Genomic DNA, 20,096 nt, shown 5'->3' on the forward strand with positions numbered 1-20,096 from the left:
CTAATGTTAAATTTTATTTAAACTTGAAAAAACCATATTTTGCTCATCCAAAGAGACAGAGCAAGCCGTTGACCACATATTCTCAGGTAATGCTTCACTTAATTTGTAAACACCAGCAATTGACACTAATTCAGGTTGTAAAGTTTGGCAAAAAATAGCGGCATTGGTATTACCCATTGCTCCGGCTAAAGCTTTACCTCTTAACGCACCATAAACATGGATACATCCGTCTGCGATAACTTCTGCTCCAGCCCCCACATCACCATTAATGACTAAATCACATTCTTTAGCATAAATTTGTTGTCCAGAGCGTACCCGACCAACATGTACTTTTGTTTTAACATCACTCACTACAAATGATGGTGGAATATCAACTACATCATCCGTTTCTTCAGCTGGGACAACTATTTCTTCTAATTGTTCCGACACTTGCGTTGCAGGAACTGCTTTAATAACTTGTCTTGTTGATCCATGTAATACAGCAATAGAGTGTTCATTCGCTTGCTGTTTTTGTTCTTTTGAGACTTTGCCTGTTATACCTGTCAAGATAAAACCATGCTCTTCAACTGTACGTTGTAGTTGTAAAAAATCGATATTTAACGATGTTTTTACAATATTAACCACCATAGGTGTTTGAGCAAAAAATTCAGGAGCCATCAGCCGTCTTTTATTTAATTCTTCGGCAAGTTCTGAAAGCGTTTCACTATCAAGATTCACTACTAACAAGGTAAAATTTAACGATTTTAACGCCATAATTATCCTTTCTAATCTAATCTTTATCATTTGACATAAAATTCAGCGAATTTCTATAAAAAATAAACGCTTATGCATGTTATAGTTTGCATCAACATTAGGCAAGTAAAGGGCTAGATAAGTATTATGTTATGTGCTGTATATAAAAGTATCCGTAAACCACAGACCTACCTTTTTGTTGCAAAACGAGATGACTTTGAGCAAGTCCCCACTCCTTTGCTAGAACAATTTGGCCCACCAAAATTGGTGACTATATTAAATATCACTGAAAACACAAAAATGGTTATGGCAGATGCAACAAAAGTGATACAAGAAGTCAGTAGAGCCGGCTTTTATTTACAATTGCCACCACCGCCAGTTGATCATTTAAAAGAGCATAAAAATTGGACACAAAAAAAACAGGAATCGCAATAATGGAAAAAATAAGTTTATTTTCAAAAAAAATTGTTCGTTACCTAAGCATACTGCCAGTTTTAGTCTTATTGGGGTATTCAACAACCAGTGTTGCGAGCGTTGAACGTAATATTTCATTTATTCAATACGTAGAGAACCTGAAACAAGAAGCCCTCACTTTAGGTATCGATAAAGGCGTGATTGATTCAGCTTTTGAAAACGTTGAATTTCTACAGCGGAGTGTTTCTTCAGATAAAGAACAACCCGAGTTTAAAATGACGCTAGATACTTATATTCCACGAGCTGTGCCTAATTGGAAAATCCAGCAAGCACGTGATGCCTACACAAAACACTATAAGTTATTACACAAAATTGGAAAAGAATACGGTGTGCAACCGCGCTTTATTGTTGCCTTATGGGGAATTGAAACTAACTTTGGTAAATTGACGGGTCGTCATTATATTATCTCCTCATTAACAACTATGGCTTATGAAGGTCGCCGAGAAGCGTTATTTAAAAAGCAATTATTTGCCGCATTAACTATTTTAGAAGAAGGCCATATTAGCCAAGATAAATTTATTGGTTCATGGGCAGGTGCCATGGGACAAGTTCAATTTATGCCAACTTCTTACTTAAACTATGCAGTTGATTATGATGGTGATGGTAAAAAAGACATTTGGAATACACCTGCAGACGTATTCGCTTCAGCAGCAAATTACCTTAAAACAGAAGGTTGGAATGACCAGCAAACATGGGGACGCCAAGTCAAACTACCGAATGATTTCGATAAAAGCTTAGCAGGTATTAGACAACAGAAATCATTAAAGGAATGGCAAGCATTAGGTGTTCGCCGATATGATGGAAAAGACTTACCAGATTTTGATTTACAAGCTTCTGTTGTTATCCCTGATGATGAAAATGGACGAGTTTATTTAGCCTATAACAATTACAAAGTACTAATGCATTGGAATCGTTCTTATTACTTTGCAACCGCTGTAAGTTATTTATCTGAACGTATCCAACATCCTAAAATAGTTGTTGAATAAGGCTCTATTTAATGAAAAATGTAACAGAAAAATTTTGGGAAAAAAAAACGCTTTCTCAAATGTCTCAGAACGAATGGGAATCACTTTGTGATGGTTGTGGAAAGTGCTGTCTTAATAAACTTATTGATGATGAAACAGAAGAGTTGCATTTTACTAATGTAGCTTGTCATCTCCTACACACTAAAACATGCCAATGCAGAAAATATGAAAAACGTTTTAAGTTAGTGCCTGACTGTGTGAAAATTTCATTAGAGGATGTTGAGCAATTTCACTGGTTACCAGCAAGCTGTGCTTATAAGTTATTGATAGAAGAAAAGCCCCTACCACAGTGGCACCCTTTACTTACAGGAAATCAATCGGCGATGCACAAAGGCGGGCATTCTATTCGTGGAAAAATCATTTCCGAAACGCAAATAGATCCTGAAAAATTAGAAGATTACATTGCAATTTGGCCTGCCGAATAAGCAATTTAATAAATAAAGAGGTTATTATGACAAGTATTATTTTTTACCATAATCCACGTTGCTCTAAAAGCCGTGAAACATTAGCTTTAGTTAAAAATACTCAGCATGATGTTGAAATAATAAAATATTTAGAAACTGCGCCATCAAATGAAACAATTAAACAGTTAATTTCACAATTAGGCTTTACCTCTGCTCGACAATTAATGCGTACAAAGGAAAAACTATATAGAGAGTTAAACCTTGCATCTGAAGAAGATGAATCGGCATTAATAGCAGTAATGCATGCGAATCCATCATTAATTGAACGGCCTATTGTCGTTGCTAATGGAAAAGCAGCGATCGGTCGTCCGCCAGAATCGGTATTAGCGATCCTTTAACTGTCGTTACCACTATTTAGCGTATTAACTAAAAGGATTTAGATGAGCACTTTACAATTTCAACGTCTTGCACAATGTGGGTATTTTGGACTGTTATTATTGGTACCTATTTGGCATCTGTATTTATCCCCACCTGCATTAGATATTAATCCATGGTTGATAACGGCCATTTGGTTTATTCCACTCTTATTCCCATTAAAAGGGATCCTTAAAGGTAATCCATACACTTATGCTTGGAGTGGTTTTATTTCGCTCATATATGTTATGCACGCGTGTGTCATATTAATGAGTGGTGCAGAACTAGGATTAGCCATTATTGAGTTAATTTTAGCGAGTTTATTTTTAGCGGGTAATATTTATTTTGCTAAACATAAAGGGCGAGAACTAGGATTAAGTATTCGTAAAAAGAAATCTAAAGAATAATTTTAAATACTATTAAAAAGATAAAGCCACTCGCTGAGTGGCTTTATCTTTTAGGCTATAAACGTAAGACATCTTTTACAAAGGGGATGGTTAGTTTACGTTTTGCTTCCAATGAAGCGTTATCCAATTGATCTAATGTATTCAATAACATGCACATTTCACGAGAAAGTCGATTAAGTAAAAAGCGACCAACATCAATTGGCAAACGCATTCCTTTTAATTGTGCTCGCAATTGTAATGCACCTAATTTCTCTTCATCGGTAAGAGGCTCCAAGTGGTGACAAGCCCCCCACTCTAAACGGGAAACAAGATCGACCAACTCAATACCAATTTGCTTTGGTAAGTCACTAGCAACAATAACTAAGCTCGCACCAGGGACTCTATGCTCTTTGTTGTCTAACCAGCGATTATAAAAATCAAATAATGCTTTTTCCCACTTTTTATTACCAGCAATTGCATCTACATTATCAATACAAACTAAAGTAACATTTTCCATATTTTCAAAAATATCTAAGGTCATACTGCGGTGATGATGCAAGGGAATATAAGCAACACTTTCTCCACGTTCATCAATTTCAGAACATAAAGCATGTAATAAATGTGAGCGGCCACTTCCAGATTCTCCCCACATATACAAAATAGGCTCACCTATCCCTACTACACTATTTTTAAGTAGGGTTAATAGTTCAGCATTTTGTCCTGGGTAAAAACTAGCAAACGTTTCATCGTCTGGAAATTTTAACGCTAATAATGGATATTGAAATCGTAATTCATCTTGAGGCATTAAATTCTCTATGGTTTCCATTTATAAAAGAATGTAGATCCTGACGACAAATCTTTTTGTAAATGTGTTTGTACATTCAAGGCATTCTTTAAACTCATCAAACCACCTTTCAGTGTCACTGACACTTTTACTTGATGTTCTGAGATGTAGACAATTTCAAAAGAGTCTACTGCATTTAAGCCATCTAATAATGAATTTAAACCTGTTAAATCTTTTAAAGAATTAATATTTTTAACATTTAATTCCTGTGTTAATTTTTCTCCATTATTTTCTAAAATGGCAAATTGTTTTGCATAATAATCAGCAATATCACTGAGCATAATAGACATTACATACGATTTAGAGCCTCTATTTGTTTGTTTTATTAACACCTTACTTTTTTTACTTTGCGCATTGTATTGCACTAATTCCCATTTTAATTGTGATTTACCATCGCCTGTTTTTACTAAATTAGCTAATACAAAATATTCAGCATCATAACGCTTTGAAGCATTTGCAATGGTTTGATAAAAACGTCCGCTTATATCTGATGCTCTAATTGCAAGTGAGTCATCTAAATCAATTAATGGAAATTGTGCACTAATACCTCGTGTTAATTGTGATTTTGTTAATCCCCAAGAAATAGAACTATCTTGACTGCTATTTATCATATGCTCTGAAGTAATTTGTCTGTCTTCATTAACTAACCAAATTAAAGGTTTAGGACGAGTTTCTCCCCAAATAGGTTGTTGCATATCAACTAAAGCTTTATTAATTTTGCGTGAATCAAATAGAGCATAGTAAAAACGAGCATTACCAATTTGTTGGTAACCGAATTGCGATAATATAGAAGAGATATGTTTTGTTAGCGCTTTACTTTCATCTAATTTATTAACATCGATGTTACCAGAAACTTTAATGAGCACTTGCTGTAAAGCTTGCTCTCTTAATTCTCCTTCATTCGCTCCCTGCGCTAAGACTAAGCCTTTATATGGGCTTATTTCAGGTAAAGCGATACTGTGCACCGAAAAAAATATACTTATTACAGCAACAACACGTACCAACACATTAATTTTCATCTACTTACACAACCATTTTAATTATTTATATAAAACAGATCATAAGCAGATCTTGTGTTAATGCAAGTATCAGTGAATCAATATGCAATAAAATAACTTAAAAATTAGCCTGATTTAACAGCTTAGGCGCCAGATATGTAAAAACTTACATTAAAAGTACAAATTCTTATCAGAAATAATTCGATCCTAGTCATATAAATGCTAAAATACGCGCAATTTTTACCTTCTAAACTTTTTAAAGCGATATTCGCTTTTAACTTCTATTTTGTGGGGAATACAAGTGAGCAACCAAAAAAACTCTTTAAGCTACAAAGACGCTGGTGTTGATATTGACGCAGGTACAGCATTAGTTGAACGTATTAAAGGTGTAGCAAAGCGCACTAAACGTCCAGAAGTAATGGGCGGACTTGGTGGTTTTGGGGCTTTATGTCAACTGCCAACTGGTTATAAAGAGCCATTATTAGTTGCGGGCACTGATGGTGTTGGCACAAAATTACGTTTAGCAATTGACCTTAAAAAACATGACACTGTAGGTATCGATCTAGTTGCAATGTGTGTAAACGATCTTATCGTACAAGGTGCTGAGCCACTATTCTTCTTAGACTACTATGCAACAGGTAAATTAGATGTAGACGTAGCAGCAGACGTAGTAACAGGTATCGGTGAGGGTTGTTTATTATCAAACTGTTCATTAATCGGTGGTGAAACTGCTGAAATGCCAGGCATGTACGAAGGTGATGATTACGATATCGCAGGTTTCTGTGTTGGTGTTGTTGAAAAGTCAGAAGCTATCGATGGTACTAAAGTTGCTGCTGGTGATGCTTTAATCGCAGTAGGTTCAAGTGGTCCTCACTCGAACGGTTACTCGTTAGTACGTAAGATTTTAGAAGTATCAAAAGCAGACACAAGCGCACCATTCGGTGACTCTACGCTAGGTGACACTCTATTAACACCAACTAAAATTTATGTTAAATCAACATTAGAATTAATTAAAAACTGTCCAGTACATGCTATCTCACATATTACCGGTGGTGGTTTCTGGGAAAATATCCCACGAGTATTACCAGCTGGCAGTAAAGCGGTTGTTGATGGAAGCAGTTGGGAATGGCCTGCAATTTTTAACTGGTTACAAGAAAATGGTAACGTTGAAACAGAAGAAATGTACCGTACATTCAACTGTGGTGTTGGGCTTATGATCGTTGTTCCTGCTGCTGAAAAAGACAAAGCAGTTGAGATTTTAAATGCACAAGGTGAAAATGCTTGGGTATTAGGTCATATCGAAGATGCAGCTGAAGGTGAATCTCAAGTAGAGATAAAATAATATCATGGTAACTAAAAAGATAGTTGTACTTATCTCTGGTAACGGCAGTAACCTGCAAGCACTAATCGATAAATTACATAAGCAACAAGTCAATAATCATAACATCGAAATCATTGCAGTTATCAGCAATAAAACAGATGCTTATGGATTACAACGTGCTACTGAAGCTAATATCCCCGCGATCTTAATTGAAAGCAAAGGTATTAGTTCACGTGAAGAATACGATAGGTTGTTAACAGCAGAGTTAGATAAACTGCAGCCAGATCTTATTTTATTGGCTGGATTTATGCGCATTTTAACACCAGATTTTGTTAACCAATATTCAGGTAAAATGCTAAACATCCATCCGTCTTTGTTACCAAAATATCAAGGTGTAAATACCTACCAACGCGCTATCGATGCTGGTGAAAAAGAACATGGTGCGACGGTACACTTTGTGACACCAGAGTTAGACAGTGGACCAACCGTGTTACAAGCTAAAGTTCCTATCTTCGAAGAAGATAATGCACAAGAATTAGCAGAACGCGTATTAACACAAGAACACCAAATTTATGCACTTGCTGCTTCGTGGTTTATTGATGGACGTTTAGTTATGCAAGATAACTATGCTTTATTGGATGGTAAACAGCTTGGTGAATTTGGTTATGCGCCTGATTAATCACTATTAATTAAACGCATTATCAACTTAAAAAACCGAAGCTTGCTTCGGTTTTTTTATCATTATTGAATAATTAAATGGTATAAAAAAGGCATTAATACCGCAGATAATATGGCACAAATAATTAATGCTATAGATGAGAAAGCTCCCGATTCTTCATCTTCTTCCAATGCTTTTGCTGTCCCCAATGCATGTGAAGCACAGCCTATTGCAACACCTATTGCTTGTTTATTATGTACTCTGCATAATTTTAAAAATGGTATGCCTATGCTTGCACCGATAATTCCTACAAAAATAACCATCGCAGCAGTTAATGAAACAATACCATTCAAGTTTTGGCTGATCCCCATGGCAATAGGCGTAGTAACAGATTGAGCCGCAAAAGAGGCTGCAGTGATCAAATCAGCTCCAAGGAACGGCATAATGAAAAATGCACAAGTAAAAGCCACAAACACAGCTAATAAACAGGCACTCAAAATATATTTAAGGCGAGACTGGATCACTCGTAACTGTAGATATAAGGGAACAGCCAACGCAACAATAGCAGGCTCTAATAACGCAGTGATTAATTTAGTACCTTGCTGATATTCAATGAAAGAAATATCAAATGCTAACAAAACTGCAATTAAACTAAAAATCGTAACAAGTACGGGATTTAATAATGCAATTGGTTTTAATGTGTATAGTTTTTTAGACATAAAAAACAATAACAAAGTCAGTGGTGCTGCAATATAAATAAACATTATTTTTCCTCTTTAACTAACCACTGATAACAATGCCCTACCAGAAACATAGTTAATAACGTGGTAAAAAATAAAGAAAAAACAATCACTAACCAATGAGCTGCAATCAAATCAAAATAATTAATCAAACCAACACCAACTGGAATAAATAATAACGCTAAATATTTTAATATTAAATTCCCAGTAAACTCAATCCAAGTTAATTTTACTACCCCCAATGACAGCGCAACAAATAGCATTAACATGGCTAATATAGATGCAGGAAAAGTACTTTGAAAATAACCAATAATGACCTTAGCAATTGATAAAAAAAGCATAATAATCAACAGTCCTAATAAAATTTGTAAACTATTTTTGACAAAACGGGCCGTATCTTGCTTTTTATTTAAAGCTTTAGCTGCGGCTAACTTTTTATCATTTTTTACATCATTAGAAAGTACTATTTCAGCTTGTTCTTCTGCTCTTGGAGGATGTTTATTAACCTGTTTAACCATGATATCAATTCAACTCTATTTAATGAGCTGTTAGTATAACAACTTACTTCCTATGAGTTAAAAACTATTAAACTTAAGAGCCTATTATGAGCTTATCTTTACAACAATTTACAACTGAAAGTCGCAATAAAGCCAGTGAGAATATCGATACATTATCAACCTTAGATATGCTCACTATTATCAATAATGAAGATAAAAAAGTAGCGCTTGCGATTAGTACGATTTTGCCGCAAATAGCACAAGCTGTAGATGCCATTAAACAAGCATTAGATAACGGTGGCCGCTTAATTTATTGTGGAGCAGGAACATCAGGACGTTTAGGTATTTTAGATGCAAGTGAGTGTCCTCCTACTTTTGGTAGCCCAGAAGAACAAGTCATTGGACTTATTGCTGGCGGTAAAAGTGCGATATTAAAAGCAGTTGAGAATGCAGAAGACAATACACAAGCAGGTAAAGAAGACTTACAAAAAATACAGATGAATAGTAACGATATTTTAGTTGGTATCGCCGCAAGTGGTCGAACACCTTATGTTATTGGTGCAATGCAATATGCACAACAGTTAGGCTGTACAGTCATTAGCCTATGTTGTAATCAAAATAGTGAAATGGCAAAAATTGCTGATATTGCATTAGATATTATTGTAGGGGCTGAAGTTGTTACAGGCTCTTCCAGAATGAAAGCAGGTAGCGCACAAAAAATGGTGCTTAACATGCTAACCACAGGTGCAATGATCAAAAGTGGTAAGGTATTTGGCAACTTAATGGTAGATGTACAAGCAACCAATGCAAAACTTATTGAGCGACAAAAGAAAATTATAATGGAAGCAACAGATTGCAGTAGAGAAAAGGCAGAGCAAGCACTAATGGATTCAGGTAATCATTGTAAAACAGCCATTGTAATGATCTTAACAGGCGTTGATGTGCAACAAGCAAAACATAACTTACAAAAGAATAAAGGCTTTATTCGACAGTGTATTTAATAGCAATTACATTGCGATTGCGATAATAGAATAATGGTAATAAAAAGCCCTGACAATGCAGGGCTATATTTACAACAAATAAATTAATTAAAGGTTTTACTCATCTTTATAAATATTTTCATATACATAGTTAGTCGCTTCAATATATCCAGGAACACTACCACAATCAAAACGCTTACCTTTAAATTTATACGCTAATACACAACCAGATTTAGCTTGCTCTAATAAAGCGTCAGTAATTTGCACTTCACCGCCTTTACCTGGTTTTGTATTTTCTAGAATATCAAAAATATCAGGAGTTAAAATATAACGCCCAATAATCGCCAAATTACTTGGTGCAGTACCTGGAGCAGGTTTTTCAACCATATCATCAACACGATAAATATCATCACGGATGATAGAGCCTTTAATCACACCATATTTATGAATTTCTTCTTCAGGTACTTCTTCTACAGCAACAATAGAACAACGGAATTGTTGGTACAAAGCCACCATTTGTTTTAGAACACCGTCACCTTCTTGATTGATACATAAATCATCAGCAAGTACGACAGCAAAAGGTTGATCTCCGATCAACTCTTTACCAATTAATATTGCATGCCCTAAACCTTTCATTTGACGCTGGCGAATAAAAGAAAAACGAGCGTTATCCATAATTTTACGGATATCTTTTAGTTTCTCTTCTTTTGGCGTACCACTAATTTCATTTTCTAATTCATAATTATGGTCAAAATGATCCGCGATAGAGTGTTTGCCACGACCAACAACAATACCCATTCCAGTCATACCAGCTTCAATTGCTTCATCAACACCAAATTCAATCAAAGGTTTATTAACAAGTGGCATCATTTCTTTTGGCATAGATTTAGTTGCAGGAAGAAAACGTGTACCGTAACCTGCTGCAGGGAATAAACATTTCTTGATCATATTTCACATCCTCTTAATAATTCATTGACTTAAAATAACTATATCTTTTTTTGCATGACGATTACATGAAAAAATACAACAATATTAAGTCTTTAGCTTCTGGTTCGTGTAACACGACGACGTTCACCCGCTTTACGGTGCTGATTATGTTTTTTCACAGCACGACGAATTCTCGCCTGAGGGTTAGAAATTTTATTGGTGTCTACACGAACTTTAGTTTCTGTTTCGCGTGGCATATTCACCAGTTTACGTAAGTAGTTAACTTCTTTTAGTGACAGTTCTTGCCACCCACCTTGAGGTAATTGATTATTTAAAATAATATTGCCGTAACGAACACGCATTAAACGGCTAACTTGCAACCCCTGACTTTCCCATAAACGACGAACTTCACGTGTACGGCCTTCAGTTAATACAACATGGAACCAGCGGTTAATGCCTTCTCCACCATGCTCTTTAATATCTAAGAATTTCGCTTCACCGTCTTCAAGCTGAACGCCCATGCGTAAACGATTTAATATAGCTTCAGTTACATCACCAAAAACACGAACAGCATATTCACGTTCAATTTGTTGGCTTGGATGCATCATTTTATTGGCAAATTCGCCATCAGTAGTAAATAACAATAAACCAGATGTATTAATATCAAGACGACCGATTGAAATCCAACGCGCCCCTTTTAGTTGTGGTAAACGATCAAATACCGTTTTTCGTCCTTCTTCATCACTACGTGTGCAAACTTCACCTTCAGGTTTGTTATACGCTAAAATGCGACAAACAACGCTTTCAGCAGCTTGGTATTTAACAACATGACCATCAACACGGATCACTTGCTCTTGTGTGACACGTTCGCCTAAGGCAACAATTTTACCATCTAAACTAACACGCCCTTCTTCGATCACTGTTTCCATCTTACGACGAGAACCTAATCCTGCACGTGCTAAGACTTTTTGTAATTTTTCACTCATTTTAAATTCCTTTGGGTAATTCTCATTATGCCAATAAATAGTATCGTCACTTTAGCGTGACTGCTAAAAACGAGCACTACTAATATTTTATATAACTACTTATATTTTTATTTATAGGAAAGGTGTTAAATCACCCGCCCCTTCTCTTGAAATAACAACTTCATCTTCAGACAAATCAATCACTGTTGTAGGTGCTTCACCTAAATAACCACCGTTGATGATTAAATCAACTTGATGTTCTAACTGATCTCTAATTTCTTCTGGATCAAACTCAGTTGTGTTTTTGCCAGGTAAAATAAGGCTAGTTGTCATTAAAGGTGTATCTAACTCTTCTAATAACGCTAAAGCAATCGCATTATCAGGAATACGAATACCGATAGTACGCTTACTTGGATTCATTAAACGTTTAGGTAAATCTTTAGTCGATTTAAAAATAAACGTATAAGCGCCCGGCGTATTGTTTTTTAACATTCGATATGCAGCATTTTCAACACGAGCATAAACAGCAATCTCGGCGAGATCTTTACACACTAAAGTAAAGTTATGTTTTTTACATAAATCTCTGATATGACAAATACGTTCTAACGCTCGTTTATTATCAATACCACAACCAAGTGCATACCCTGAATCGGTTGGATAAATAACGACCCCACCTTTATTGATTATTTCAGCAGCCTGTTTCATTAATCGCTTTTGGGGATTATCAGGATGTACATAAAAAAACTGACTCATAAATTACTCTTTAAACATCTCTTAAATGTTAGATAAAAATTGGGTTAAACATAGTTTGCTATTTATTGTGTCTGACAAGCAGGCCAATTATGCCAAACTGGTAGGCAAATATCAGGTAAAAATAGACTTTTCCCTAAATCTCTCCAGCGCCCTACAAAATGAAAGTCGCTGCCCTGCGAAGCAAGTAAATCATATTCTTTACTCCACATGCCTAATTGTAAACGCATTTGTGGAGATTGTTGCCCCATCGCCACTTCCATTGCATCACCACCAGCAGCTTTAAAAGTAATAAGTAATTTTCTTAACCATTTATTAGATAGCTTATAATGATCAGGATGAGCAAGAATAGCCTGTCCACCAGCCGCCTGAATAACAGTAATTGCTTCAGCTAAATCGACCCAATCATGAGGAACATAACCTGTATTACCGCGGCTAAGATATTTATCAAATACTTTGGGGAAAGTAGGAGCGATGCCAATTTCAACTAAATAACGCGCAAAATGAGCTCGCGTAATAGCACCATCTCCCGCTAATGCTTTGGCACCTTCATAAACGTTATCAATATTGGCTTTTGCTAAACGACGTCCCATTTCAATGGCACGTTGTTCACGTTTTTCTTTTTGTATTTTTATTAATTCAATCAATGCTGGATGAGTTGGATCAATATTAACGCCCACAACATGGATTTCATGATTCAACCAATTAGTTGTCACTTCAATACCATTTATTAATTGCAGTTTTAAATTATTATCTTGAATATACTGTTTTGCTTCAGCTAATCCATCAACCGTATCGTGATCAGTAATGGCTAAAAAATGAACTTGTCTATTTTCAGCGCGTTGTACTAATTCACTTGGTGTAAGCTGCCCATCTGAGGCTTTAGTATGTGAGTGAAGATCAATTAACATGAATATCCTAAAAATCACCTTGACATTAAAAGCATAATGCAAAAAAATAGCTTCTAATAATTACGGGATAGATAATATATGATTTCTTATACAATTACTCTTAAAGATTCTTGGTGGCACTCATTCTCATAAGCGAGCAATGAGGTTTTTGTATAGTTAATTTTCCCAACAAAACCAATTTTAAAGCTCGCATATTGCGGGCTTTTTTCATATTTGGAACAAACAAAAGTAAAACAGGTAAAATACAATGATCATATTAAGCACAATCCTTAATTGGCGATGGCAAATCAAATAACTCATAAACACTATTTGCTAACTTATTATTAAGGACTTAAACATGAATACTCACCACCCAATCGGCGTATTAAAAACCATTGAAGCACACTGTAGTTATATCCAAGATTCTTTAGGGTTATTTCAACAAATTAGTGCTGACAGTCAAAACCATTTGTTATTTGATTCAGCAGAAATTGAAAGTAAAGCCCATCTTAAAAGCTTGATCCTAGTAGACGCCTGCTTAAAAATAACCTGCCACGGTTTAGTTGTTACATTAGATGCGCTCACCGACAATGGTAAAGATTTACTGACTTTTATTACTCCTAAATTTTCAACACAATTCATTACAGCACAACAACCTAACCAACTACAACTTACCTTTCCACAATCAGATACCAGTGGCGATGAAGACCAACGTTTAAAATCGGCATCACCAATGGATGCTATCCGCTGTTTAGTAAATCGTATTGTTAAAAAATCATCACATCCAGAAGCTTTATTTTTAGGTGGTGTATTTGCTTATGATTTCATTGCCACTTTTGAACAATTAATTGATGTGGTTGATGGAGAAAATACCACTCCTGATTATGTTTTTTATGTGGCTGAAACCTTGATGATCCACGACCATCAAACTCAAAAAAGCCAAATATTAGGTAGTATATTTGGTGGTTTGTATTCAGATGAAAGCCAATTTAGAATTACTCAACGTATTACCGAGTTACAAGGCTTCTGCGATAACTTTATTGCACCAATTAACCAACAAATGAGCATTGATGCACAAGTTTCGGTTGATGTAACAGATAGTGAATATTGTGCCATTGTTGAACAGTTAAAAACCAATATTGTTAAAGGCGATATCTTCCAAGTTGTACCATCACGTAGTTTCTCTTTACCTTGTCCAGATCCTATTTCTGCTTATCAAAAATTAAAAGAAACCAATCCAAGTCCTTACATGTTTTATTTAAAAGACAGTGATTTCATTTTATTTGGTGCTTCACCTGAAAGTGCAATTAAATTCACTCAAACCAGTCGTGATGTAGAAATTTATCCTATCGCGGGGACTCGTCGCCGAGGGTTTAATCCCGATGGCAGCATCAATAAAGATCTAGACGGACGTTTAGAATTAGAATTACGTTTAGATAAAAAAGAAACTTCTGAGCACTTAATGCTAGTTGATTTAGCACGTAATGACGTTGCACGCATCAGCGAACCAGGTACTCGCCATGTAGCAGAGTTATTACAAGTTGATCGTTATAGCCATGTTATGCATTTAGTTTCACGTGTCATTGGTAAATTACGCGATGATCTAGACGCGCTACATGCTTATCAAGCCTGTATGAACATGGGTACGTTAGTTGGAGCACCAAAAATTAGTGCATCACACTTAGTGCGACAAGTGGAGAAAAAACGTCGAGGCAGTTACGGCGGTGCCGTTGGATATATCAATGGCAATGGTGATATGGATACTTGTATTGTTATCCGCTCTGCTTTTGTAAAAGATGGAGTGGCACAAGCGCAAGCAGGTGCCGGGGTTGTTTACGATTCAGTTCCACAATTAGAAGCAGATGAAACACGCAGTAAAGCAGCAGCCGTTTTAAATGCAGTTGCACTTGCTCACGGCACAACATTAGCCGCTGTGACAGCAACAGCCAAAAAACAAGGAGAATAAGAGATGACTTCAACAACGGTAACGACAAAAAGAACTACTCTATTTTTTCTTGATAACTTTGATTCATTCACTTACAACCTAGTTGATCAATTTAAAGCTGCGGGTTATCCAGTCAAAATTTATCGTAACAGTCAAAGTGCAGAACAAATTAAAGCGCATATTGATGCCTGTGAAGATGATGTCGTGTTAGTCTTATCACCCGGCCCCGGCACACCCAGTGCTGCGGGTTGTATGATTGATTTAATAACTTTATGCAAAGGTCATATTCCTATCTTAGGTATATGTTTAGGACATCAAGCCTTAATCGAACAATATGGTGGTGTCGTTGGTCAAGCTGATGAAATACAACATGGTAAATCATCATTGATTGAACACTGCGGCGACAAAATGTTTGCAGGTCTATCGCAACCGTTGTCAGTAGCACGTTACCATTCATTAGTTGGCACAACAGTACCCGCATCACTTAAAACTGTGGCACAATATAACGGCATGTGCATGTCGATTTATCATGAGCAAGATAAAGTGATCGGTTTTCAATTCCACCCAGAGTCTATTTTAACTTGTGAAGGTGCACAGCTTTTAGAAAACAGTCTTAATTTACTGACTGAATCGGAGAATAAATAAATGAGCCAATATCAAGTCCAGCCTATTTTAGAGCAACTTTTCCTAGGCGATTCGCTCACTGAACAACAAAGCCAACAGTTTTTTGAACAAGTTGTATCGGGTAACATTGACCCCATCGTTTTATCATCGGTTATTAGCGCATTAAAAATAAAAGGTGAAACCCCTTCAGAAATAACCGGTGCAGCAAAAGCCTTATTATCCCAAGCTAAAAAATTTCCTCGTCCAAACTACCCTTTCACCGATATTGTCGGTACTGGTGGCGATGGACTAGGCACCATTAACATTTCAACAGCCAGTGCTTTTGTTGCTGCAGCTTGTGGCGTAAAAGTGTGTAAGCATGGTAGTCGTAGCGTGTCTAGCAAATCAGGCTCCTCTGATTTATTAGCTGCATTTGGCATTAACCTTGAAATGTCACCAGAAACAGCACGTCAATGTTTAGATGATTTAAATGTCTGTTTTATTTTTGCACCAAGTTATCACGCTGGAATGCGCTTTGCAGGACCAGTTCGAGCGGCTTTAAAAACACGCTCAATATTCAACGTATTAGGTCCACTGGTTAACCCTGCTCGCCCTGATTTTGAATTAATGGGGGTTTATGCTCCAGAGTTGTTAGTTCCCATTGCAAAAGTACATCAACAGCTAGGCATGAAACGAGTGATGGTTGTCTTTGGTAGTGGCTTAGATGAAGTTGCATTACATGGCACGACGCAGATCGCTGAATTACATAATGGCGAAATTAAAGAATACACATTAACACCAGAAGATTTTGGAGTAGAACGCTACCCAATTGAAAGTATCTTTGGTGGCACACCTGAAGAAAATAAAGTCATCATTGAACAAATATTACAAGGTAAAGGTACTCCCGCACAACAAGCTGCAGTGGCAATCAATGTATCTGCGCTATTAGTATTAAATGGTAAAGCAGATAATTTCAAACAAGGTACTGAAATGGCAATAGCAAGTATGCAATCTGGCCAACCTCTCTCATTATTAAAACAACTTGCGGAGCAAAGTAATGCTTAATGACCAAAGTTTACAAGATACTATTTTAGGCAAGATTGTTGATGACAAACTGCTATGGGTAGAAGCACGGAAAAAACAACAGCCACTGATCAGTTTTAAAGATGAGCTTATTGAAAGTGACCGTCATTTTTATCAAGCATTAGATCAAGATAACAGCGTCTTTATTTTAGAATGTAAAAAAGCCTCACCTTCAAAGGGATTAATTCGAGAAGAGTTTGATCTTGATTTAATTGCAGGTGTTTATAAAAACTACGCTTCGGCTATTTCAGTGCTGACTGAAGAAAAATATTTTCAAGGTAACTTAGACTATATCAACATAGTACGAGAGCAAGTAACACAACCTATTATTTGTAAGGATTTTATTGTAGATCCTTACCAAATATACTTAGCGCGTCATTATAAAGCCGATGCTATTTTGCTGATGTTGTCAGTATTAGATGACGATGCTTACCAAGCTTATCGAGATACGGCACATAGCTTGAACATGGGCGTATTAACCGAAGTTAGTAATGAACACGAACTGGTACGTGCAATTGCTCTAGATGCAAAAGTCATTGGAATCAATAATAGAGATTTACGTGATCTTACTATCGACTTAAACCGTACTAAACAACTTGCTGTTAAAATTCCTCAAGATCGCATTGTTATTTCTGAATCGGGTATTTATAACCACCAACAAGTTAAAGAGTTAAGCCAATACGCTAATGGTTTTCTGGTTGGTAGTTCAATCATGTCACAGGCTAATATTGATCGTGCTTGTAGAGAGCTTATCCTAGGTGAAAATAAAGTGTGTGGATTAACTCATGCCCGTGATGCTGCTGACGTTTATAAAGCAGGCGCAGTTTACGGTGGATTAATCTTTGTTGAAAAATCACCTCGATTTGTTGCATTAGAGCAAGCACGTTTAGTGATGTTAGGTGCACCGCTTAAATACGTAGGAGTGTTTCAAAATGAAGAGATTGAATTTGTCACTTATACCGCTAAAAGCTTAGGATTAAGTGCAGTGCAATTACATGGTGACGAAACACCAAAATATATTAAAGATTTATTAGCCGTATTACCAAAAAGCTGTGAAATTTGGAAAGCACATGGCGTGAGTAATAGCTTACCTGAATTTGAAAAGTTCAATGTAAGCAAGCACATATTAGATACACGAGTTGGTGAACAAAGTGGTGGAACAGGCCAGCGTTTTAACTGGGATTTATTAAGCAGCGAACAAGGTAAGCAACTTGATAAAAGCAGCATTATATTAGCAGGTGGTCTTACTCCTGAAAATGCGCAACAAGCAGCATTAATCGGTTGTGCAGGATTAGACTTTAACTCAGGTGTAGAGTCTAAACCAGGCACAAAAGACGCAGATAAATTAGATCGTAGCTTTGCAGCTATTCGTCGCTACATGACCAGATAACTTGATCGTATAGTTGAGTTGTATGACATAAACGTATTTAAAGGGTAAAAAATGAAAACATTAGACGCTTATTTCGGTGACTTTGGTGGTATGTATGTCCCACAAATATTAGTCCCTGCATTAAAACAGCTTGAAGCTGAGTTTTTAAAAGCACAAACAGATGAATCTTTTAAAGCAGAATTTGAAGAATTATTAACTGAGTACGCTGGTCGCCCCACTCCGTTAACACTATGTCGTAATTTAACCAAAGGTAAAAAAACCAAACTGTATTTAAAACGTGAAGATTTATTACACGGTGGCGCGCATAAAACCAATCAAGTATTAGGCCAAGCCTTACTTGCCAAACGTATGGGTAAAACTGAAATCATTGCAGAAACAGGGGCAGGACAACATGGTGTTGCAACGGCTTTAGCCTGTGCATTATTAGGTCTTAAATGTCGTATTTATATGGGTGCAGTTGATTGTGAACGCCAAAAACCTAATATGTTTAGAATGCGCTTAATGGGTGCAGAAGTGATCCCAGTCACTTCTGGTTCAGCCACATTAAAAGACGCTTGTAACGAAGCCCTACGTGATTGGGCAGGAAGTTATGATCAAGCTCATTATTTATTAGGCACAGCAGCTGGGCCACATCCTTTCCCAACAATTGTACGAGAATTTCAAAAAATGATTGGCGAAGAAGCCAAGCAACAATGTCTACGTAAAGAAGGTATTTTACCTGACAAAGTTATTGCCTGTGTAGGCGGCGGTTCAAATGCAATTGGGATTTTCTCTGATTTTATTGAAGATGAAAATGTACAGCTAATTGGTGTTGAACCAGGTGGCCACGGAATTGAAAGTGGTGAACATGGTTGTCCAATTGCTTGTGGGACAGAAGGTATTTTCTTTGGCATGAAATCATTAATGATGCAGGATGAGCAAGGTCAAATTCAAGAGTCTTACTCTATTTCAGCTGGTTTAGATTTCCCTTCAGTTGGTCCACAACATGCCTACCTAGCCCAAACAGGTCGAGCGCAATATGTGAATGCAACAGATGACGAAGCATTAATGGCATTCAAAGCATTAGCAGAGCAAGAAGGTATTATTCCAGCACTGGAATCTTCCCATGCTTTAGCACATGCCTTAAAAATCATTGAACATGATGATAAAGAACAAATTATTATTGTTAATCTATCTGGCCGAGGTGATAAAGATATCTTTACGGTTGCTGATATTTTTGAAAAAAGAGGAATGATTTAATGACTCATGATCTACAAACACAGCGTTACGCTGAATTATTTGATCGCTTAGGTGCAGCGAATCAAGGTGCATTTGTTCCTTTTGTGACCATTGGCGATCCGAATAAAGAACAATCACTAGCAATGATCAACACATTAGTGGAAGCAGGGGCAGATGCCTTAGAGTTAGGAATCCCATTTTCTGACCCTGTAGCAGACGGTATTGTAATTCAAGATGCATCAATCCGAGCACTTGAAGCAGGCACTACGCCAGAAGTTTGCTTTGATATTATAAAAGCAGTACGTGCCAAACACCCGCAAGTTCCTATCGGTTTATTATTATATGTAAACCTTGTTTACTGTAATGGCATTGAAAACTTTTACCAACGTTGTAAAGAAGCTGGCGTAGATTCCATTTTAATTGCAGATGTACCTTTACATGAAAGTGCCCCTTATCGTGCTGCAGCAGAAAAATTTGGGTTACAACAAATATTTATTGCACCACCTAATGGTGATCAAGAAACTTTACAGCAAGTTGCAGAATACGGACAAGGTTACACTTACCTACTAAGTCGTGCCGGTGTTACTGGAGCAGATGCTAAAGCGGGTATGCCCGTTGAACATATGCTTGAAACATTAAATCAATATAATGCACCACCATCATTATTAGGTTTTGGTATTTCACAACCAGAGCAAGTTCAAAATGCCATAAAATCTGGTGCAGCGGGTGCAATTTCGGGCTCAGCAGTCGTAAAAATTATTCAACGTAATCTTGATGATCCTGAAAAAATGCAAACAGAGATGTTTGAATTCATCAGTAAAATGAAAGCAGCAACTTTTAAATAAGTCGTTT

The 20,096-nt window shown here is 36.6% G+C and carries 23 protein-coding genes; 14 read left to right on the forward strand and 9 right to left on the reverse strand.

The window, feature by feature from the left end; translation table 11 throughout:
* Positions 1 to 6: 6 nt before the first annotated feature.
* Positions 7 to 753, reverse strand: coding sequence for a septum site-determining protein MinC (gene minC, locus E2R68_RS08870; protein ID WP_134277339.1), 747 nt, complete (start codon positions 751 to 753; stop codon positions 7 to 9).
* Between the two features lie 126 nt (positions 754 to 879).
* On the opposite strand from minC, the gene E2R68_RS08875 reads away from it, so the two are divergent.
* From E2R68_RS08875 to E2R68_RS08895, 5 genes are read left to right on the forward strand one after another with little or no spacing between them, the layout of a single operon-like run.
* Positions 880 to 1,167, forward strand: coding sequence for a YcgL domain-containing protein (locus E2R68_RS08875; RefSeq protein WP_134277340.1), 288 nt, complete (start codon positions 880 to 882; stop codon positions 1,165 to 1,167).
* Complete coding sequence (locus E2R68_RS08880) at positions 1,167 to 2,192, forward strand: lytic murein transglycosylase (RefSeq protein ID WP_134277341.1); 1,026 nt, start codon at positions 1,167 to 1,169, stop codon at positions 2,190 to 2,192. The genes E2R68_RS08875 and E2R68_RS08880 overlap by 1 nt, the downstream gene beginning before the upstream one ends.
* An 11-nt stretch (positions 2,193 to 2,203) precedes the next feature.
* Positions 2,204 to 2,656: a YcgN family cysteine cluster protein gene (locus E2R68_RS08885; RefSeq protein WP_134277342.1), complete on the forward strand. Its 453-nt coding sequence runs from the start codon at positions 2,204 to 2,206 to the stop codon at positions 2,654 to 2,656.
* A gap of 26 nt (positions 2,657 to 2,682) precedes the next feature.
* Positions 2,683 to 3,033 (forward strand): arsenate reductase (glutaredoxin), encoded by a 351-nt coding sequence (arsC, locus tag E2R68_RS08890; protein WP_134277343.1) that lies wholly within the window; start codon positions 2,683 to 2,685, stop codon positions 3,031 to 3,033.
* Between the two features lie 42 nt (positions 3,034 to 3,075).
* Positions 3,076 to 3,456 carry a DUF2069 domain-containing protein gene (locus E2R68_RS08895; protein WP_134277344.1) on the forward strand — a complete coding sequence of 127 codons (381 nt, stop codon included), beginning with the start codon at positions 3,076 to 3,078 and terminating at the stop codon, positions 3,454 to 3,456.
* A 55-nt stretch (positions 3,457 to 3,511) separates the two neighbouring features.
* Here the strand turns inward: E2R68_RS08895 and hda are convergent, their stop codons facing one another.
* Together hda and E2R68_RS08905 are read right to left on the reverse strand one after the other, a co-directional pair.
* Entirely contained in the window at positions 3,512 to 4,240 is a 729-nt protein-coding gene (gene hda / locus E2R68_RS08900) for a DnaA inactivator Hda (RefSeq protein ID WP_134277345.1), read from the reverse strand.
* A gap of 8 nt (positions 4,241 to 4,248) precedes the next feature.
* The gene (locus E2R68_RS08905; protein WP_134277346.1) at positions 4,249 to 5,298 is read right to left on the reverse strand and encodes a DUF2066 domain-containing protein; all 1,050 of its coding nucleotides are present in this window, start codon (positions 5,296 to 5,298) and stop codon (positions 4,249 to 4,251) included.
* Positions 5,299 to 5,578: 280 nt separating this feature from the next.
* Here E2R68_RS08905 and purM point away from each other — a divergent pair, with 280 nt between their 5' ends.
* Together purM and purN are read left to right on the forward strand one after the other, a co-directional pair.
* Positions 5,579 to 6,619, forward strand: a complete 1,041-nt coding sequence (gene purM, locus E2R68_RS08910; RefSeq protein WP_134277347.1) for a phosphoribosylformylglycinamidine cyclo-ligase — start codon at positions 5,579 to 5,581, stop codon at positions 6,617 to 6,619.
* A gap of 4 nt (positions 6,620 to 6,623) precedes the next feature.
* Positions 6,624 to 7,277 carry a phosphoribosylglycinamide formyltransferase gene (gene purN, locus E2R68_RS08915; protein WP_134277348.1) on the forward strand — a complete coding sequence of 218 codons (654 nt, stop codon included), beginning with the start codon at positions 6,624 to 6,626 and terminating at the stop codon, positions 7,275 to 7,277.
* Between the two features lie 62 nt (positions 7,278 to 7,339).
* Here purN and E2R68_RS08920 read toward each other — a convergent pair whose 3' ends face one another.
* Both E2R68_RS08920 and E2R68_RS08925 read right to left on the reverse strand, forming a co-directional pair.
* A complete protein-coding gene (locus E2R68_RS08920; RefSeq protein ID WP_134277349.1) occupies positions 7,340 to 8,020 on the reverse strand; it encodes an LrgB family protein in 681 nt (226 codons plus the stop codon).
* Complete coding sequence (locus E2R68_RS08925) at positions 8,020 to 8,514, reverse strand: CidA/LrgA family protein (RefSeq protein ID WP_134277350.1); 495 nt, start codon at positions 8,512 to 8,514, stop codon at positions 8,020 to 8,022. Before E2R68_RS08925 ends, E2R68_RS08920 begins: the two co-directional genes overlap by 1 nt.
* A gap of 86 nt (positions 8,515 to 8,600) precedes the next feature.
* Here E2R68_RS08925 and murQ point away from each other — a divergent pair, with 86 nt between their 5' ends.
* Positions 8,601 to 9,494: an N-acetylmuramic acid 6-phosphate etherase gene (gene murQ / locus E2R68_RS08930; protein WP_134277351.1), complete on the forward strand. Its 894-nt coding sequence runs from the start codon at positions 8,601 to 8,603 to the stop codon at positions 9,492 to 9,494.
* Positions 9,495 to 9,590: 96 nt separating this feature from the next.
* On the opposite strand, the gene galU is transcribed toward murQ, so the two are convergent.
* From galU to rnm, 4 genes are all read right to left on the reverse strand, one after another.
* Entirely contained in the window at positions 9,591 to 10,421 is an 831-nt protein-coding gene (gene galU / locus E2R68_RS08935) for a UTP--glucose-1-phosphate uridylyltransferase GalU (RefSeq protein WP_134277352.1), read from the reverse strand.
* Positions 10,422 to 10,513: 92 nt separating this feature from the next.
* Complete coding sequence (gene rluB / locus E2R68_RS08940) at positions 10,514 to 11,386, reverse strand: 23S rRNA pseudouridine(2605) synthase RluB (RefSeq protein ID WP_134277353.1); 873 nt, start codon at positions 11,384 to 11,386, stop codon at positions 10,514 to 10,516.
* Between the two features lie 111 nt (positions 11,387 to 11,497).
* Positions 11,498 to 12,118: an L-threonylcarbamoyladenylate synthase gene (locus E2R68_RS08945; protein ID WP_134277354.1), complete on the reverse strand. Its 621-nt coding sequence runs from the start codon at positions 12,116 to 12,118 to the stop codon at positions 11,498 to 11,500.
* A gap of 62 nt (positions 12,119 to 12,180) precedes the next feature.
* Positions 12,181 to 13,026: an RNase RNM gene (gene rnm, locus E2R68_RS08950; protein ID WP_134277355.1), complete on the reverse strand. Its 846-nt coding sequence runs from the start codon at positions 13,024 to 13,026 to the stop codon at positions 12,181 to 12,183.
* A gap of 337 nt (positions 13,027 to 13,363) precedes the next feature.
* On the opposite strand from rnm, the gene E2R68_RS08955 reads away from it, so the two are divergent.
* From E2R68_RS08955 to trpA, 6 genes are read left to right on the forward strand one after another with little or no spacing between them, the layout of a single operon-like run.
* Positions 13,364 to 14,971, forward strand: coding sequence for an anthranilate synthase component 1 (locus tag E2R68_RS08955; RefSeq protein ID WP_134277356.1), 1,608 nt, complete (start codon positions 13,364 to 13,366; stop codon positions 14,969 to 14,971).
* 3 nt (positions 14,972 to 14,974) lie between these two features.
* Positions 14,975 to 15,595 carry an anthranilate synthase component II gene (locus E2R68_RS08960; RefSeq protein WP_134277357.1) on the forward strand — a complete coding sequence of 207 codons (621 nt, stop codon included), beginning with the start codon at positions 14,975 to 14,977 and terminating at the stop codon, positions 15,593 to 15,595.
* Positions 15,596 to 16,618, forward strand: coding sequence for an anthranilate phosphoribosyltransferase (trpD, locus tag E2R68_RS08965; protein WP_134277358.1), 1,023 nt, complete (start codon positions 15,596 to 15,598; stop codon positions 16,616 to 16,618).
* A complete protein-coding gene (gene trpCF / locus E2R68_RS08970; RefSeq protein WP_134277359.1) occupies positions 16,611 to 18,026 on the forward strand; it encodes a bifunctional indole-3-glycerol-phosphate synthase TrpC/phosphoribosylanthranilate isomerase TrpF in 1,416 nt (471 codons plus the stop codon). Before trpD ends, trpCF begins: the two co-directional genes overlap by 8 nt.
* 51 nt (positions 18,027 to 18,077) lie before the next feature.
* Complete coding sequence (trpB, locus tag E2R68_RS08975; protein ID WP_134277360.1) at positions 18,078 to 19,265, forward strand: tryptophan synthase subunit beta; 1,188 nt, start codon at positions 18,078 to 18,080, stop codon at positions 19,263 to 19,265.
* Positions 19,265 to 20,089: a tryptophan synthase subunit alpha gene (trpA, locus tag E2R68_RS08980; protein ID WP_134277361.1), complete on the forward strand. Its 825-nt coding sequence runs from the start codon at positions 19,265 to 19,267 to the stop codon at positions 20,087 to 20,089. Before trpB ends, trpA begins: the two co-directional genes overlap by 1 nt.
* Positions 20,090 to 20,096 lie beyond the last annotated feature (7 nt).

The organism is Psychromonas algarum (assembly GCF_004376845.1).
GTDB lineage: Bacteria > Pseudomonadota > Gammaproteobacteria > Enterobacterales > Psychromonadaceae > Psychromonas.